Below are 15944 nucleotides of genomic sequence, written 5' to 3' on the forward strand. Positions count from 1 at the left end.
CATCCGGCGTAACTGAGCCCGCGCCGACGCGATGCGGTCCGCCGAACGCAATGCGCTCGCCTCGCCTTGCCCTCGGACGCCCGAGACGCGACCCCGTCCCACCCTCTGTAGAATTCCGCTCGCGCCAGCGCAGTTCGCGGGGCGATGTGCATGCCCCCGCGCCCGAAACCTCCACTGCCGCATGAGACTGCCACCGCTTCCGTTTCCGTTGCCATCCCGTCCTGCCTCGCGCTGCGCGCGAACCCCGGAGGCCGACCGGCAGACCGATCGCTTGTGCCCGGGGCCCGACAACCCATGAGCACGATTCCGAACGACGTTCGCCGCTTCGTGCTCATGAGCGTTCCCTCGGTGCCCTACCTGGAGGCCGCACTGTTGATGCGCGGCGCGGCCGACCGGAGCTGGTCGGTGGCCGAGCTCGCAGCGAGTCTCTATGTGTCCGAGCGCACGGCTGCGGAGTTGGTCGACGCGCTGGCCGAGGCGGGCATCGCGCGACTCGAGGCCTCCCGCTACCGGTACGAGCCTCGCGACGCATCGCTCAGGGACTCACTCGACCGCCTGGCCGACTGCTACGCCGCCGACCTGGTTGGCGTCTCCAACCTCATCCATGACGCCACGCAGAAGAGTGCGAGCCGCTTTGCCGCCGCGTTCAAGCTGCGAAAGGACACCTGACCATGGACAAGATCACCTACACCCTCTGCGCGGCGACGTCCCTGGCCTGCGCCTGGCTGCTTCTGCGCGGGTACTTCCGCACCGGCTTCCGGTTGCTGCTCTGGAGCGGCCTGTGCTTCGTGGGCCTGACGCTCAACAACGGCTTGCTGGTGCTCGACCGGATGGTCTACACCGACATCGACCTGTCGAGCTGGCGACTGGTGCTGGCCCTGGTGGCCGTGCTGCTGCTGGTGACCGGGCTCGTGCTCGAAGGCGAGGACTGAAGGACCGCCATGGATGAAATGCTCGTAGGCGGCATCGCCGTCGGTTCCTTCGTCGCGGGGCTCTTCTTCCTGCGCTACTGGCGCAGCACGGGAGACCGCTTCTTCCTGTTCTTCATGCTGTCCTTCTGGATCGAGGCGGCGAACCGCGTGCTCATGGCGATGAACCAGGCCTGGACGGCCGATGCGGCGCCGGTGCACTACCTGGTGCGCCTTGTGTCGTACGGCCTCATTCTGTGGGCGATCTGGGAAAAGAACCGCCCGTCCGACAAGTAGGGGCAGACTGGCCGGTCGCCTCCTCCGCGTTCATCGCGCAGCGCTCCTGATGGAAGCGCCGCCGCCACGACTGGCCGTGGGGCAGCCTCCCCCTGCGGCCTGACGCTGCCCCAGCAAAAGCAGGCGCGGCGACAAGGCCAGTGAGCAGAAGTGCTGCATGGGGCACGCCCGAGACGTCGAGCCCTCACGCCAGAGGCCGACCGCTCGCATGCCTTGAGCGGCCGCATCGCTCGCGGCCGCGCTGCCGATCACTTCATCGGCTCGATGGCCGTGATGGTGTAGGCGCCGTCGATGCGCCGAGTGGAGAAGCGCACCTTGTCGCCCACCGCGAGTCCCTCGAAGACCTTCGGCTCGGTGACGCGGAACGCCATGGTCATCGCAGGCATCTCGAGGCTCGCGATCGGCCCGTGCCGCAGCGTCAGCTTGCCCGCCGCGCGATCGAGCTTGCGGACCTCGCCCTCGGCCTGCGCCACCGCGGGCGCCGCCGTCGTTGCGGCAGCGGCCGCATGCCCTGCATGGTCGTGCTCGGCGTGGCCGGCCTGCGCTTGCGCCGCGACGGCAAGGGTGGCAGCTGCCAGGATGGACTTGAACTTCATCTTCATGCCTTTCGGGCCTTGGGGTAACGGGCAAAAACGGTGTCGCGCCCGGCGCGATCGATGACCAGCACGTCGTAGCCATCCTGTCGACCAGGGACGACGTCCATGCCGGGCGATGAGGCCGGCATGCCTGGCACGGCGAGGCCCAGCACGGCGGGGCGCAAGGCCAGGAGCCGCTTCACCTCGTCGGCCGGCACATGCCCTTCCAGCACGTAGCCGTCCACCACGGCGGTGTGGCAACTGCCGAACCGCTCGGGCATGCCGAGGCGCTTGCGCGTTGCGGTGGTGTCGTCGACGTTGGTGACCACGACATCGAATCCTGCGACCGACAGGTGCTCGACCCAGGCGCCGCAGCATCCGCAGGTGGGCGTCTTGTAGACGTGCACGCGGCGTGCGGCTGGCACGGCCACCGCGGGAAGCGACGCGAGGACCAGCCAGGCAGCCGCAGCGGACAGGAGATGGCGACGGTTCATCATGAAGCAGGACATCTTGGTGATCGAGGGTTGCCGAGGGCGGCATGCCGGCATGGTGCCGTCCGTGGCGCTTGCGTCGCTTGACACAGCGCAAGGCCAAGTCCGCCCGCTGCAGCGATGCTCTCGCCTGTAGAAACGCCCCGCATCCCGACACCGCTCCCGTGGACTTCGCCCCCAGCCCCCTCAGCGCCGAACTGGCGAGCCGACTGTCCCGCTTCATGGACGACCTGGTGCTCCCGAGCCTCGGCGACTGGAACCGCTACGCGGACGCGGGCGTCTATCCCCACGACGTGCTGGAGCCACTCAAGGCCTCGGCGCGTGACACGGGCCTCTGGAACCTCTTCCTGCCCAGCCTGCGCGACGACCAGCCCGGCACGCGACTGTCCAACGTCGACTTCGCGCCCTTGTGCGAGATCATGGGCCGCGTGCCGTGGGCCGCCGAGGTCTTCAATTCCAGCGCCCCCGACACCGGCAACATGGAGCTGCTGCAGCTCTTCGCCACCCCCGAGCAGCGCCTCGCCTGGCTCGACCCCCTGCTGGCCGGCGAGGTCCGTTCCTGCTTCGCGATGAGCGAACCGGACGTCGCCTCCTCCGACGCCACCAACATCGCCACCCGCATCGAACCGGACGGCGACGATCTGGTCATCAACGGCCGCAAGTGGTTCATCACGGGCGCCAACCATCCGCTGTGCCGCCATGTGTTCCTGCTGGGCCGAAGCGCTGACGTCGGCGCGCAGGACGACCACCACCACGATGCGCACTCCATCGTCGTCGTGCCGATCGACGCAGCCGGACTCACCATCGAGCGCAACATCCCGGTGATGGACCACCAGGCGATCGAAGGGCACTGCGAACTGGTGTTCCGCGATGTCCGCGTGCCCCGCTCGAACCTGCTCGGTGAATGGGGCCGGGGCTTCGCCCTCGCCCAGGCGCGGCTCGGCCCCGGCCGGGTTCATCACTGCATGCGCACCATCGGCCAATGCGAACTCGCGCTCGAACTGATGACGGAGCGCGCGCTCGAACGCCGCACGTTCGGCGCCCGCCTGGCCGACTTCGCCAACATCCAGGACTGGATCGCCCTCAGCCGCATCGAGATCGACCAGGCCCGTTTGCTCGTCATGCACGCCGCCTGGCGCATGGACCAGCAAGGCAACGCGGCGGCGCGCGTGGACGTGGCGGCGATCAAGGTGGTGGCGGCTCAGCTCCAGACCCGCGTGCTCGACCGCGCGATCCAGGTGTTCGGTGCCATGGGGCTGACCCCTGATACGCCACTGGCTCGCCTGTGGAGTTGGGGTCGCGCACTGCGCCTGCTCGACGGACCGGACGAAGTGCACCTGCGCACGGTGGCCCGCAACGAACTGGCCCGTGCCAAGACGCGTCGGGGCGCCAATGCCGCTCACATGATGCGTTGGAAAGCACCGTCAGAAAGTCACTATTCGGGCTCAACATGAGGAACGCATCTCACGATAATCGTCTGGATCACGAGAACGACATCGATGCAAGTCCGACCCGGGGAGTCGCACCGCGCCGCAGGTTGATCGTTGACCCGACGGGCGCCCGCTGATAAACCCCAGAATTCCGTTGCCAGATGTGGCAACCCTGACGAAGGAAGCACGTGAACGAGGGACAAGAACAATTTACACGCTCGCAGGAGCTCCGCGGCTTCCTGCTGCTGTGCGCCGTCGTCGCACCGCTGCTGGCCGTCATGGTCGTGACAGGCTACGGCTTCCTGGTCTGGATGTACCAGCTTTTCGCGGGCCCGCCGGGAAGCTGACATGCACACGCCCCCTCCTCCCCCGGCCGCCGACACCGCCGCGGCACCCGCTGCAGCACCGGCAGTCCGTGACGAACTGCACATCGCCAGCCTGGTCGTGTACACCACGCCGAGCCGCGGCCCGCTCGTGGCCGGTGAAGTGCTCAAGCTCGACGGCGCCGAGGTCCACGCCGAATCCAGCGGCAAGCTCGTCGTCACCCTCGAGGCCGCCACGGCCGACGAGATGATCGACAAGGTCCGCACCATTCAACACATCGACGGCGTCCTGTCGGCACCGCTGGTTTACCAGCATGTCGAAGACCTGGACACCATGAACGAGGAAATTCCCGATGCCGATCGCTAGACGTTCCTTCATCCGCCAGACCGCGGCTGCCACTGCCGCCGCAGCTGCCGGCATTCCCCTGCCCGGCATCGCCCAGACCGCCAGCGAATCGTCCTCCGACCTGAAATGGTCGAAGGCACCTTGCCGCTTCTGCGGCACCGGCTGCGGCGTGACCGTTGCCGTCAAGAACAACCGCGTGGTGGCCACCCATGGCGACACGCAAGCCGAGGTCAACAAGGGCCTCAACTGCGTCAAGGGGTATTTCCTCTCGAAGATCATGTACGGCGAGGACCGCCTCACCAAGCCGCTGCTTCGCATGAAGAACGGCAAGTACGCGAAGGACGGCGAGTTCCAGCACGTGTCCTGGGACATGGCCTTCGACGTCATGGCCGAGCAGTTCAAGCGCGTCCTCAAGGAGAAGGGCCCGACCGCGGTCGGCATGTTCGGCTCCGGCCAGTGGACGGTGTGGGAAGGCTACGCCGCACTGAAGCTCATGAAGGCGGGCTTCCGCACCAACAACATCGACCCGAACGCCCGCCACTGCATGGCCTCGGCCGCGGTGGGCTTCATGCGCACCTTCGGCATCGATGAACCGATGGGCTGCTACGACGACATCGAAGCCGCGGACGCCTTCGTGCTCTGGGGCTCCAACATGGCGGAGATGCACCCCATCCTGTGGACGCGCGTCACCGACCGCCGCCTGAGCGGCAAGGACGTCAAGGTGGCCGTGCTCTCGACCTTCGAGCACCGCTCCTACGAACTCGCCGACATCGAGCTCACCTTCACGCCGCAGACGGACCTCGCGATCCTCAACTACATCGCCCATTACATCATCAAGACCGGGCGGGTCAACAAGTCGTTCGTCGAGAAGCACGTCAACTTCAAGATGGGCAACACCGACATCGGCTACGGCCTGCGTCCGGACCACCCGCTGCAGAAGGCGGCGAAGAATGCCAAGGAAGCGGGCGGCTCCAAGCCCAGCAACTTCGACGAGTTCGCCAAGTTCGTCTCCACCTACGACCTCGAATACACCGCCAAGCTGACCGGCGTGCCCGCCAACCGCCTCGAGGCGCTAGCCGAGCTGTACGCCGACCCGAAGATCAAGGTGATGTCGTTCTGGACCATGGGCTTCAACCAGCACACCCGCGGTGTCTGGGCGAACAACATGATCTACAACATCCACCTGCTCACCGGCAAGATCTCCACGCCGGGCAACAGCCCGTTCTCGCTGACGGGGCAGCCCTCGGCCTGCGGCACGGCGCGCGAGGTCGGCACGTTCTCCCACCGCCTGCCCGCCGACATGCTGGTGAACAACCCGAAGCACCGGGCGCACACCGAGGAGATCTGGAAGCTGCCCGAAGGCACCATCCCGACCACCGCCGGCTACCACGCGGTTCAGCAGAACCGGATGCTCAAGGACGGCAAGCTCAACGCCTACTGGGTGATGGTGAACAACAACATGCAGGCGGCCGCCAACCTCACCGAGGAAGGCTACCCCGGCTACCGCAATCCGGACAACTTCATCGTCGTCTCGGATGCCTACCCCACGGTCACCACCCTTGCCGCGGACCTGATCCTGCCCGCCGCGATGTGGGTTGAAAAGGAAGGCGCCTACGGCAACGCCGAGCGCCGCACGCACTTCTGGCACCAGCTGGTCAACGCGCCGGGCGAAGCCAAGTCCGACCTGTGGCAGCTGATGGAGTTTTCCAAGCGCTTCAAGGTCGAGGAAGTCTGGCCTGCCGAGTTGATCGCCAAGAAGCCGGAGCTGCGCGGCAAGACCCTGTTCCAGGTGCTCTTCGCCAACGGCCAGGTCGACAAGTTCCCGGCGTCGCAAGTGGAAGCCGGCTATGCCAACGACGAAGCGAAGGCCTTCGGCTTCTATCCGCAGAAGGGCCTCTTCGAGGAGTACGCCTCCTTCGGCCGCGGCCACGGCCACGACCTGGCTCCGTTCGACACCTACCACCAGAACCGGGGCCTGCGCTGGCCGGTGGTCGATGGCAAGGAGACTCGCTGGCGCTTCCGTGAAGGCTCGGATCCGTACGTCAAGGCCGGCACGGGCTTCCAGTTCTACGGTCATGCCGACAACAAGGCGGTCATCTTCGCCCTGCCCTACGAACCGCCGCCGGAGTCGCCGGACAAGGAATACCCGATGTGGCTGTCGACCGGCCGCGTGCTGGAGCACTGGCACTCGGGCTCGATGACCCGACGCGTTCCGGAGCTGCACAAGGCGATGCCACACGCCGTGTGCTACATGCACCCCGAGGACGCCAAGGATCTCGGCCTGCGCCGCGGCATGGAAGTCGACGTCGCCTCGCGACGCGGCAGCATCCGCACCCGCGTGGAAACGCGCGGACGCAACAAGCCGCCGCGCGGTCTGGTCTACGTGCCGTGGTTCGATGCCAGCCAGCTGATCAACAAGGTCACGCTGGATGCCACCGACCCGATCTCGTTCCAGACCGACTTCAAGAAGTGCGCGGTCCGGGTCACCAAGGTCTGAGGCCACGCAGGAGCATTTCGCCATGATCTTTCGCAGCCTCACCCTCGCCCTTGCGTTGCTGGCCTCCTCGGCCGGCGCCGCCGAACCGCAGCAGCCCGTCAAGTTGCAGGACGCCGCCCGCGGCCCGGTGCCCATCATGGAGACCACGCGGCCTCCATTGCTGGCCAACCCGGTCAACGACGACATCCGGCGCACCCGCAACTACGACATGCAGCCGCCGACCATCCCGCACAAGGTCGACAGCTACCAGATCGACAAGAACTTCAACAAGTGCATGGACTGCCATGCGCGCGCCAAGACCGAGCTCAGTCAGGCGGTCCCGGTGAGCGTCACGCACTACGTCGATCGCAACGGCAAGGTGCTCGGGCAGATCTCCACCCGGCGCTACTTCTGCATGCAGTGCCACGTGCCTCAGGAAGCCGTTCGTCCGCTGGTGAACAACCAGTTCGAGGACGTCGACACCGTGATCCGCAAGGGTCAGGCGGCGCCGGCCGGCCACAAGAAGTGACGGGCCGTCTCCATGATTGATCTCTTCAAGCGCTACTGGAAGATCCTCTCCCGACCCAGCGTGCACTTCAGCCTGGGCTTGCTGACGACGGCCGGTTTCATCGCGGGCATCCTGTTCTGGGGTGGCTTCAACACCGCCATGGAAGCGACGAACACCGAGCAGTTCTGCACCGGCTGCCACGAGATGCGGGACAACGTGTTCGTCGAGCTGAAGTCCACCATCCACTACACCAACCGATCCGGTGTGCGGGCGGTGTGCTCGGACTGCCACGTGCCGCACAACTGGACCGACAAGATGGCGCGCAAGATGCAGGCGTCGAAGGAAGTCTGGGGCAAGATCTTCCGCACCATCGACACGCCGGAGAAGTTCGAGGCCAAGCGGCTCGAGCTGGCCCAGCACGAGTGGTCGCGGCTGAAGGCCAACGATTCCCTGGAGTGCCGCAACTGCCACAACTACGACTCGATGGACTTCACCCGCCAGAGCGTGCGCGCGCAGAACATGCACTCGCGCTACCTCGCCAACAAGGAGAAGACCTGCATCGACTGCCACAAGGGCATCGCGCACCAGCTGCCGCACATTCCGCCGGGCGAAGGCCCGACCGACACGCCGGGGCAGAACGTGCCGAAGGAAGACGTCTCCGAAGCCGCGACCGCGGCGGGAACGGCCAACACCGCGCAGTGAAGGGTCTCGTATCGCGCGCCCGGCGTCAGGCGGGCGCGTGACTCGATCCCGGGGACCTAGAGGATGAGTGGCCGTACCAGATGCCGAGCCCGGATTCGGGCGCACGCGGCGCGGCCGGACGCTGCACGCACCTTCCCCTCGTAAACGGGCACGTCTGCCACACCGGTCAGCTGCGAGCGCCAGCCCGGCTTCACCCGGTGCACCCTCGCCGGCCCGGTGGAAGCCGCATCGACCCGGGATCAGCGCCCTGCCGAGCCCGTCTCCTCGGTGATGTGGACGCCGGTGCCCTCCGTGCGCCCCGACACTGAACTTCGCCGCGCCGCCGCAGTCCTCCTCGCCAGCGGACTCTCCTGCGTCCCCCATGACCGACGCGCAAGGCAGTCGCCTCCTCCGGGTCGTCTCATGCTCCGACCTGCTCAAGGCCATGGTGGTGGATCCGCCGCTCGACCTGTGGGGCTGACGCCCGAGGACGGATGGCGATACGCACATGCCGTCCCGGCAGGCAGACTGAACCGCCCGGCCGGTCCGGCCGCTTCGCCGGTCGCGACATCGCTGCGCATGCAATCCCGTCGCGGGCAATGCATGCCATGCAGCATGCTCCCCAGGCAATGTCGCCAGTCGACGGTGGTGGGAAATGATCCAGGATGTGATCGTGGTCGGCGCGGGCCCGGCCGGTGCGGCCTGCGCCTTGTGGGCCCATCAGTTGGGCCTGCGCGTATTGCTCCTCGAAGCCGCCTCTGCAGCGGGGGGACTTCAACGCAGAAGCCCGTACCGGAACCGCTGGCTGCCCGGGTTGCAGAACCGCACCGGACAGGCCGTGGCGGAGTCGCTTCAGGATCATCTGAAGGATGCCGGCGTTCCGCATCACCTGAACTTCACCGCCGCGGGAATCCGTCGAAGCGCCTGGCACGATGGTTGGGACGTGTGGAACGAGCGGGCAGTGCACAGCGCGCGGTACCTTGTCATCGCCACGGGCAGCCGGCCGCGTGATGGCGGGTTTCATGAGAGCGACCACGTGGGCATCGGGCCAGGCCTCTCGATGGAGCGTCTGGACGTCGCGGGCAAGCGGCTCGCGATTCTGGGCGGCGGCGACAATGCGTTCGATCAGGCCGGTTTCGCCATTCAACGCGGTGCGCGCGAGGTCCACATTTTCTGCCGGCGCGCACCGCGCGCCCAGCCCCTTCTGATGCGGCAGGTGGAGCCACGCTTCGTTCACGTCGGCCCCTTCCACGCGGATGCTCGCAGCATGACCGTCAACGGGGTGCCTTTCGACGTCCTCGGTGTGCAGTTCGGCTTCGAGGCCTGCATCCCCGCGGGCTTGTCCCTGCCCCTGCGCGACGGCTACCTCGACGTCGATCGGAACGGTGCTGTGGCGCGCTGGCCCCGCCTCTTCGCGGCCGGAGAGGTCACGAACTACTGGCACCCTTGCGTCACGACGTCATACGCTCACGGGGTGCAGGTCGCCAAGTCGATTCAGCGGGAACTGCAGCTGGCGCGGCCGACGGTGTGGGCGCCCTGCCCTGCGCCTTTGGCAAGCGCGGCCTGACAGCATCGGCACGATCCGCGAGACGCGGTCACCTCACCCACAGCCGAGCACGGCCTCAAGACTCCTCTGCGCTCGGTGCCGGCCGGTGCGGGCCGCTCAGGCTCGAGACACCTGAGGGCGTTCAACCAATCGCTGGCCCGCCACCTCACATGCGGCTGTCGTGGTCCCCGCCGCCGCTGAGGTCGACCATGTCCGGCTTCACGTCCGCGAAGCGGACCACGCGGCCCCCGTGGGCGCTGACGAAGGCGCTGGCATCGGCGTCGTTGCGGAAGCTCGCGATCGTGGGCCCCATCGAGCCCTGGCGTTTGCTGCCGAACACATAGACCCCCTGGCGCGCATCGAACCAGTGGCCGCGCGGCTTGTCCCAGTCCGCCTGGCCCATGTCCTGCACGAACACGCCGGTCACGCTGCGCACCTGCTCGGGCTTGAGCAGCGCGCTGAACATCTCGACCGTGTCGCAGAACCACACCGGTCTGGACTGTCCGGCATAGTGGATCTGCGCCTTCGGGCCGGGGTAGTCAGCCAGGAGCATGCCATCGAGGTCGCACGTGCTGGACGGATCGAAGTCCACGGCGACGACCGGCGCGGAGGCCTTCTCGCCGCAGGCGGCAAGGGCCAGGGTTGCGGCGGCGGCCGCCAGGATCTGACGACGGAGGGGGTTCATGGACGGAATCTCCAGAGAGCCACGGCCAGGGGTGCACAGATCCAGGCCAGCATCGCCGAGCCCATCAGCCAGGGGTTGGCGAGCTGCGGCGGCACGATGGCCGCGAGGCCGTACAGGCTGCGCGCCTGGTCGAGCGAAAAGACATTCATGATGCGGAAGATGTCGGCCGGGTTGAGCAGCAGCACATAGGCCAGCGCCTCGCCGCCGAATTCACCGCCGCTGGCCACCAGCGCGCCGAGCAGCACGAGGTCGAACACCAGCACGAAACCGAACCACACGGCAATGGCCAGGCCCGAGGCGCGGGTCCGCTCGCGGGTGACCACCGACAGCAGCACCGCCTGGCTCAGGAACGCGAGGCCGAGCAACACCGCCGTGACCACGAAGCCCAGGTACTGCCCGAAGGCGGCCATGCCGAACTGGCGGTAGAGCAGCACGGCCACGAGCGCGAAGCCGGCCAGGGTCGACAAGGTCAATGCCACCGCCAGCCCCAGGTACTTGCCCAGCAGCAGTTCGAGCCGCGTGATGGGCATCGCAAGCAGCAGGTCCAGCGACCCCCGCTCGCGCTCGCCGACGATGGCATCGAAGCCGAGCAGCAGCGCGATCAGCGGAATGAGGTAGATCGCCAGGCTGACGAGGCTGGCCACGACGAACTCGATGGAGCGCGGGCCCACCTGCCCCTGCTGGGCGCCGCCGAACCAGGTGATGGCCAGCGAGAACAGGGTGAAGACGATCGCCACCGCCACCACCCAGCGGTTGCGCAGGCGATCCCGGAATTCCTTGGTCGCGACCGCGCCGACCTGTCGCCATTCGATGCCGAGCACGCTCATCCTTCCACCGTGAAAAAGAGATCCTCGAGCGACGGCTCGCGCACCTGGACGTCGGTAAGCCGGCTGCCCAGGCCATGAAGCGCCGCGAGCGTCGGCATCTTCGCCTCACGCGTGCAGCGCAGCTCGAAACTGCCGGGCTCGTCGGCGACCATCACCTCCATGGCCGATGGCACCGCTGCCCGCAGGGACTCGACGGTCGCCGCCTCGACGCGCGCACGCACGGTGAGCGGCATGCCGGAGCGGTCACGCAGGTCCTGCACGCTGCCCGTGGCGCACACCCGGCCGTTGACCATGATGGCCAGCCGGTCGACCCGGGCTTCGAGCTCGTTGAGGATGTGCGACGTGATGACGACCGTCGTCCCCTGCTGGCGAAGCTCGTTCAGGATGACGTAGAAGTCGCGGATGGCCGCGGGGTCGAGGCCGTTGCCCGGTTCGTCGAGGAACAGCACCTGCGGCGAAGCCAGCAGCGCCTGGGCGAGCCCGAGGCGCTGGCGCATGCCCTTGGAGTACGCCCGCACGGGCCGCTCGCCGGCAGAGGTCAGCCCGACCCGATCGAGCAGCGTGGCGCAGGTCGCGAGATCGGCGCCCTTGAGTCGCGCGAAGAAGCGCAAGGTCTCGAGGCCGCTGAGGTTGTCGTAGAGGACGAGGTTCTCGGGCAGGTAGCCGACGCGGCGGCGCACGGCTCGGAACGCGCGGTCCCGCACCAGGGTGCCGGCGATGCGGATGTCGCCCGCGTCCGGCGCGATGAGCCCGAGCATCATCTTGAAGAGCGTGCTCTTGCCCGCGCCGTTGTGGCCGATGAGGCCGAACAACGTACCGCTGCGCACCTGCAGGTCTACGCCGTTGACGGCCGTGAAGGCGCCGTAGCGCTTGGTGACGCCTTGCAGGTCGATCACCACATTGTCACTTGGCATCCGATGGAGCTCCGTTCTTCCCGCGCCATTGTTTCCAGTCCGGATGGGCCGGCAGCATCCGGGGGTAGTCATCCACGACGCTCGGCGAGCGCAACACCGGGAACTGGCGCCCCACGATGCGCAGCGCCTGCACCGCCGGGCTGCCGAACAGCAGATGGACGCCGGGGTGGCGATAGGTCAGCCGGTCGACCACGTCATCGGCCTCATAGGGCACGTCGCCGATGCCGTCGGCATCGCGGTCCCAGCCGAGGTAGTTGCCCCAGTGGTTGCCGCTGCCGGGCTGTTTGGCGCCCCAGGCCTCGTCGCGCGCGCCGATGTAGCGCACCTGCTCGCGGTTGCCGATGAAGTCGTTGCCGGTCACCTGGTTGCGGGTGGACCCGGCTGCCAGGTGCACGCCCACCTCGTTGTCGACCACGAGGTTGCCACGCAGGGTGGCGTACTCGACGTCGTAGATGAAGAAGCCGCGCCCGTTGCCGGCGATCACGTTGTTCTCGACGATCGAGTCCTGGATCGTGCGGAGCATGATCCCGTGATCCTGGTTGCCCCAGGTGCGGTTGTTGCGGACCAGCTGGTCGCGCACTTCCATCAGGGCAAGGCCGCCGCGGTTCAGGTAGCTGTCGTTGTCTTCCCAAAGGTTGTGGTACGAGTTCATGTAGTGCGTACCGTAGCGGCTGTGATGGAGCTTGTTGCCGCGGAAGATGGCGTTGTGGGAGACGTCCACGTACAGGGCGTCACGCACGAACCCGATGTTGTTGCCGATGATGCGGGCGCGCTGCGTGTTGTACAGCTGCACCCCGTTGCCGCGCTGCGCCGAGTTGTACTCGCGCTTGCCGGTGATGATGTTCCCCTCGACCACCACGTCGTCCGCCTTCTCGATCCACAGGCCGAAGAGGTTGTAGGTGAGGTCGCACCGGCGCACCACCGCGCGGTGGGCGCCGGGCCGGATGTAGATGCCGGCGTTCTGGTCCTTGAGGCTGTCGCCGGAGTCGCGGACGATGAGGTTCTCGATGACGACGTCGGTGCCGGTGACGCGGACGGTGTCGCCCTGCCCTGCGCCGCTCAAGGTGGGCCGCCCAGGCCCCACGCCGCGCAGCGTCAAGGGCTTGTCGATGACGAAGTTGCCGGAGTGCAGGGCCGCCTCGATCTCGATCACGTCATGCGCCGCGGCCCGGGCCAGAGCCTGCGCGAGGGAGTCCCCGGGATGCACGCGGAGCGTCGCGGCTCCGGCATGCACCGTGATCAGCAGCCAACCCGCCAGCCAGAGCCATCTCATGCCGGCAGCCACCCCAGACCCTTCAGGATGAGGAAGAGCACGGCGCCGATGAGCAGGTTCTTGAACCCGACGTAGCTCAGCATGTCCATCCAGCTGGCGCGACGGTAGTTCGCCTGCCACCACGGACCGTCCTTCACGTAGCGACGGCCGGACATGCGGATCAGCACCTCGTACAGGCTCCAGCCGAACCACCAGCCGATCACGGCGGCGCCCGACAGTCGACCCATCGCGGCCAGGGCCCACACCAGGGTGACCGTGAGCGCGAGCGAAATGCCGGCGACCTGCAGACCGCGACGGCTGTTCCAGCCCTCGGCGCTCCAGGGCCAGAGGTGGTCGCGCAGTTCGCTGAGGAGCCACCGCAGACCGCGATGACCGCCGAGGTGGGCCGGCGTGACGGGATCGGTCGGCATGCGCGGGTCCGGACCCTTCAGTGCGGCGGCCGGCACCGGCTCCGCGGGCACGGGATGAATGGGGATGAAGTACCCGTTGCGCCCGATGGCCGTCATGGGGAGACCTTCGCGCTCACGTCGCTTGCGCTCCTTCGACAGTGGCGGGCAGGCCTTCGGCTCGGTGTACAGCACGAGGCAGTCGAGGCAGTGCAGGCACTCGCGGTGATCGATGCGGCCTGCCGCATCGATGGCCAGCGATCCGCAACCCACCGCACACGCCTTGCAGCTGTTGCAGTCGACCTTGCGCGGCAGGCCGAACCAGCGGAAGGTGCTGGGCATGGCCAGGGCGGCGCCCAGCGGGCAGATGTACTTGCAATACGGACGCTCGACGAAGAGGGAGATGCCCAGCAGCGTACAGACGAACAAGCCATACGGCCAGGCGCGGTTGTTGACGCCCACGAGGAACGTGGTCTTGAAGGGTTCCACCTCGGCCAGCACCTCGGCCAGACCCATCGAGAAGAGGGACACCGCCAGCAGGCCGAAGAAGACGCCGTACTTTACCCACTTCAGGCGGTCGTGCCACTTCTGCGGCAGGTGCCGCTGGTAGCGGCGCAGGCCAACCACACTTCCGAGCTTGTACATCGCCTCGGAGAGTGAGCCGAAAGGGCACATCCAGCCGCAGAAGAGACCTCGTCCGAAGAGGAACACGGTGACGATGATGAAGATCCAGAACAGGAAGATGAACGGATCGGAGAGGAACAGCGACCAGCGCCACTCGGCCAGGATGGAATGGAACCAGGTCAGCACCTGCGTGATGGACGGCTGAGCCATGGCGCCGAAGCCCACGAACACGATGCTCAGTGCCCAGGCCGTGTACTTGAAGCCGTTGACGGGCCACTTGTTCTTGTGGGTGGCACGCCGCGTGAGGCGCTCGCGCAGCGCGTAGACGATGGTCACCGCGACCAGGAAGGTGGCGAAGAGCGCGATGGGCAGCGCGCGCGACTTCCACACCTGCACCCAGGGCTCGGCCTTCTCCTGCACCTCGGGGCGGCCGCCCTCCAGCAGCGCGTCGGGCAGCCAGTAGGTCGAGTCGAAGCCGGTGAAGCTGCGAGCCCCCGTGGCGCGGTCCACCCGGTTGCCGAGGAACGACAGCTTCCACGGGTAGGCGGCCGAGAAGGCCGGGGAGCGGATCACGAAGATGGCCGACTCGGTGTACGAGGGTGCGCCGGGCGCCGCGATGCCATACAGGTTGAGGTAGTCGAGGTCGCGGAAGGTGAAGGCGTCGCTGCCCTGGCGGACCTGCACGCGGTCGTACAGGCCGCCGCGCACGAAGCCGGAGCCCTTGAACGACTCGTGGCCGCCGGTGCGCACGATGAAGAGCGCGTGGTCGCCGGGTTGCAGGTGGCTGCGCAGGTTGCGGGCGCCCGCCTCGCCGAGCACGGCACGCGCCAGGTCCGGATGGTTCAGGTCACCGAACCACAGTTCGATGAAAGGTTCGCCGCCTGGATCGAGGCCCACTTGTTCGGGTTGAACGCGCAGGCGCTTGACGAGGCCCTGCTCCACGAGCTCGGGCCAGCCGGCGCCGGGATTGCCGGGCAGAAAGCGCGCGGGTTCCCGCTTCGTGGCCTCGAGGATGCCGACCTGGCGGGCCACCGCCTGGCCCGAGGCCATCATGACCTGGTTCTGGGCGATGACGGTGACGGTGGCGCCCGAGATGGCGTCCAGACCGAGCACGCCTTCGTCAGGACGCGACGGACCGATCTCGAACGTCTCGGCCACGGACTTGCCGAGGTACTGGTCGTTGAACTTGATGAGGGCCGACTCGGGAATGCCAAGCAGCAGGATCGGTTCGGAGTGCTTGAGGACCTTCACGCCGACGAAGCGGCCATCGCGGTCCATGCCGATCAGGGTGACGACGGGTTTGCCGGAGTAGGCTGGCGTGTCGGTGATGTCCGTCGACAGCATGACGTAGCCGAGCAGCGGCTTCTTGCCGGCCACGGGTTCGCCATAGGCTTCGACGTAGGGCGGCTGGCCCTTGCGCTCGGAGAAGCCGGTGGCGCCGGGAAAGACCTCGGCGCACGGCACGCGGCTGCACAGGTCCGGCGCCGTGGCGACATCGGCCGGCAGTTCGGCTTCATACGCTCCCGTGGCCGCTCGCGCTCCACCGACGAGGAATGCGAACAGGAGAAAGAACCCTGCGGCCAGAGTGGCCGGACGAACACGGGAGACAGAGGAATGCATTGAGAGGGGGGCCCGCAGGCCGTGAGGCCTGCGG

Annotated in this window: 17 protein-coding genes; 10 read left to right on the forward strand and 7 right to left on the reverse strand. The window is 67.4% G+C overall.

The window, feature by feature from the left end:
- Positions 1-294: 294 nt before the first annotated feature.
- Genes ACSQ2F_RS09125 through ACSQ2F_RS09135 form a run of 3 tightly spaced genes read left to right on the forward strand, consistent with a single transcriptional unit; the run spans position 295 to position 1205 of the window.
- Positions 295-669 carry a hypothetical protein gene (locus ACSQ2F_RS09125; RefSeq protein WP_436021942.1) on the forward strand — a complete coding sequence of 125 codons (375 nt, stop codon included), beginning with the start codon at positions 295-297 and terminating at the stop codon, positions 667-669.
- A gap of 2 nt (positions 670-671) precedes the next feature.
- On the forward strand, positions 672-932 hold the full coding sequence (locus ACSQ2F_RS09130) for a DUF5985 family protein (RefSeq protein ID WP_436021944.1): 261 nt from the start codon (positions 672-674) through the stop codon (positions 930-932).
- Between the two features lie 9 nt (positions 933-941).
- Positions 942-1205 carry a DUF5985 family protein gene (locus ACSQ2F_RS09135; protein WP_436021946.1) on the forward strand — a complete coding sequence of 88 codons (264 nt, stop codon included), beginning with the start codon at positions 942-944 and terminating at the stop codon, positions 1203-1205.
- A 248-nt stretch (positions 1206-1453) separates the two neighbouring features.
- On the opposite strand, the gene ACSQ2F_RS09140 is transcribed toward ACSQ2F_RS09135, so the two are convergent.
- The gene (locus tag ACSQ2F_RS09140; protein WP_436021948.1) at positions 1454-1807 is read right to left on the reverse strand and encodes a copper-binding protein; all 354 of its coding nucleotides are present in this window, start codon (positions 1805-1807) and stop codon (positions 1454-1456) included.
- The gene (locus ACSQ2F_RS09145) at positions 1804-2289 is read right to left on the reverse strand and encodes a DUF411 domain-containing protein (protein ID WP_436021950.1); all 486 of its coding nucleotides are present in this window, start codon (positions 2287-2289) and stop codon (positions 1804-1806) included. Before ACSQ2F_RS09145 ends, ACSQ2F_RS09140 begins: the two co-directional genes overlap by 4 nt.
- 146 nt (positions 2290-2435) lie before the next feature.
- Between ACSQ2F_RS09145 and ACSQ2F_RS09150 the strand changes: the two genes are divergently transcribed.
- The 7 genes from ACSQ2F_RS09150 (at position 2436) to ACSQ2F_RS09180 (ending at position 9602) form a co-directional block, all read left to right on the forward strand.
- Positions 2436-3725 (forward strand): acyl-CoA dehydrogenase family protein, encoded by a 1290-nt coding sequence (locus ACSQ2F_RS09150; protein ID WP_436021952.1) that lies wholly within the window; start codon positions 2436-2438, stop codon positions 3723-3725.
- A 164-nt stretch (positions 3726-3889) separates the two neighbouring features.
- Complete coding sequence (gene napE, locus ACSQ2F_RS09155; RefSeq protein ID WP_436021954.1) at positions 3890-4048, forward strand: periplasmic nitrate reductase, NapE protein; 159 nt, start codon at positions 3890-3892, stop codon at positions 4046-4048.
- Position 4049: 1 nt separating this feature from the next.
- Entirely contained in the window at positions 4050-4391 is a 342-nt protein-coding gene (locus ACSQ2F_RS09160) for a chaperone NapD (protein WP_436021956.1), read from the forward strand.
- A complete protein-coding gene (gene napA / locus ACSQ2F_RS09165; RefSeq protein WP_436021958.1) occupies positions 4378-6867 on the forward strand; it encodes a periplasmic nitrate reductase subunit alpha in 2490 nt (829 codons plus the stop codon). Before ACSQ2F_RS09160 ends, napA begins: the two co-directional genes overlap by 14 nt.
- 22 nt (positions 6868-6889) lie before the next feature.
- On the forward strand, positions 6890-7375 hold the full coding sequence (locus tag ACSQ2F_RS09170) for a nitrate reductase cytochrome c-type subunit (protein WP_436021960.1): 486 nt from the start codon (positions 6890-6892) through the stop codon (positions 7373-7375).
- Between the two features lie 12 nt (positions 7376-7387).
- On the forward strand, positions 7388-8056 hold the full coding sequence (locus ACSQ2F_RS09175; RefSeq protein WP_436021962.1) for a cytochrome c3 family protein: 669 nt from the start codon (positions 7388-7390) through the stop codon (positions 8054-8056).
- Positions 8057-8690: 634 nt separating this feature from the next.
- Positions 8691-9602: an FAD-dependent oxidoreductase gene (locus ACSQ2F_RS09180; RefSeq protein ID WP_436021964.1), complete on the forward strand. Its 912-nt coding sequence runs from the start codon at positions 8691-8693 to the stop codon at positions 9600-9602.
- A gap of 145 nt (positions 9603-9747) precedes the next feature.
- Here the strand turns inward: ACSQ2F_RS09180 and ACSQ2F_RS09185 are convergent, their stop codons facing one another.
- The 5 genes from ACSQ2F_RS09185 to ACSQ2F_RS09205 are packed head-to-tail and all read right to left on the reverse strand — an operon-like array spanning position 9748 to position 15910.
- Positions 9748-10266 (reverse strand): nitrous oxide reductase accessory protein NosL, encoded by a 519-nt coding sequence (locus ACSQ2F_RS09185; RefSeq protein WP_436021966.1) that lies wholly within the window; start codon positions 10264-10266, stop codon positions 9748-9750.
- Entirely contained in the window at positions 10263-11093 is an 831-nt protein-coding gene (locus ACSQ2F_RS09190; RefSeq protein WP_436021968.1) for an ABC transporter permease, read from the reverse strand. Before ACSQ2F_RS09190 ends, ACSQ2F_RS09185 begins: the two co-directional genes overlap by 4 nt.
- The gene (locus ACSQ2F_RS09195; RefSeq protein WP_436021970.1) at positions 11090-12007 is read right to left on the reverse strand and encodes an ATP-binding cassette domain-containing protein; all 918 of its coding nucleotides are present in this window, start codon (positions 12005-12007) and stop codon (positions 11090-11092) included. The genes ACSQ2F_RS09190 and ACSQ2F_RS09195 overlap by 4 nt, the downstream gene beginning before the upstream one ends.
- Complete coding sequence (locus tag ACSQ2F_RS09200; protein ID WP_436021972.1) at positions 11997-13280, reverse strand: nitrous oxide reductase family maturation protein NosD; 1284 nt, start codon at positions 13278-13280, stop codon at positions 11997-11999. The genes ACSQ2F_RS09195 and ACSQ2F_RS09200 overlap by 11 nt, the downstream gene beginning before the upstream one ends.
- The gene (locus tag ACSQ2F_RS09205) at positions 13277-15910 is read right to left on the reverse strand and encodes a 4Fe-4S binding protein (RefSeq protein WP_436021974.1); all 2634 of its coding nucleotides are present in this window, start codon (positions 15908-15910) and stop codon (positions 13277-13279) included. Before ACSQ2F_RS09205 ends, ACSQ2F_RS09200 begins: the two co-directional genes overlap by 4 nt.
- Positions 15911-15944: the final 34 nt, after the last annotated feature.

Source organism: Rhizobacter sp. LjRoot28 (assembly GCF_964253025.1).
In the GTDB taxonomy this organism is placed as follows: Bacteria; Pseudomonadota; Gammaproteobacteria; order Burkholderiales; family Burkholderiaceae_C; genus Rhizobacter.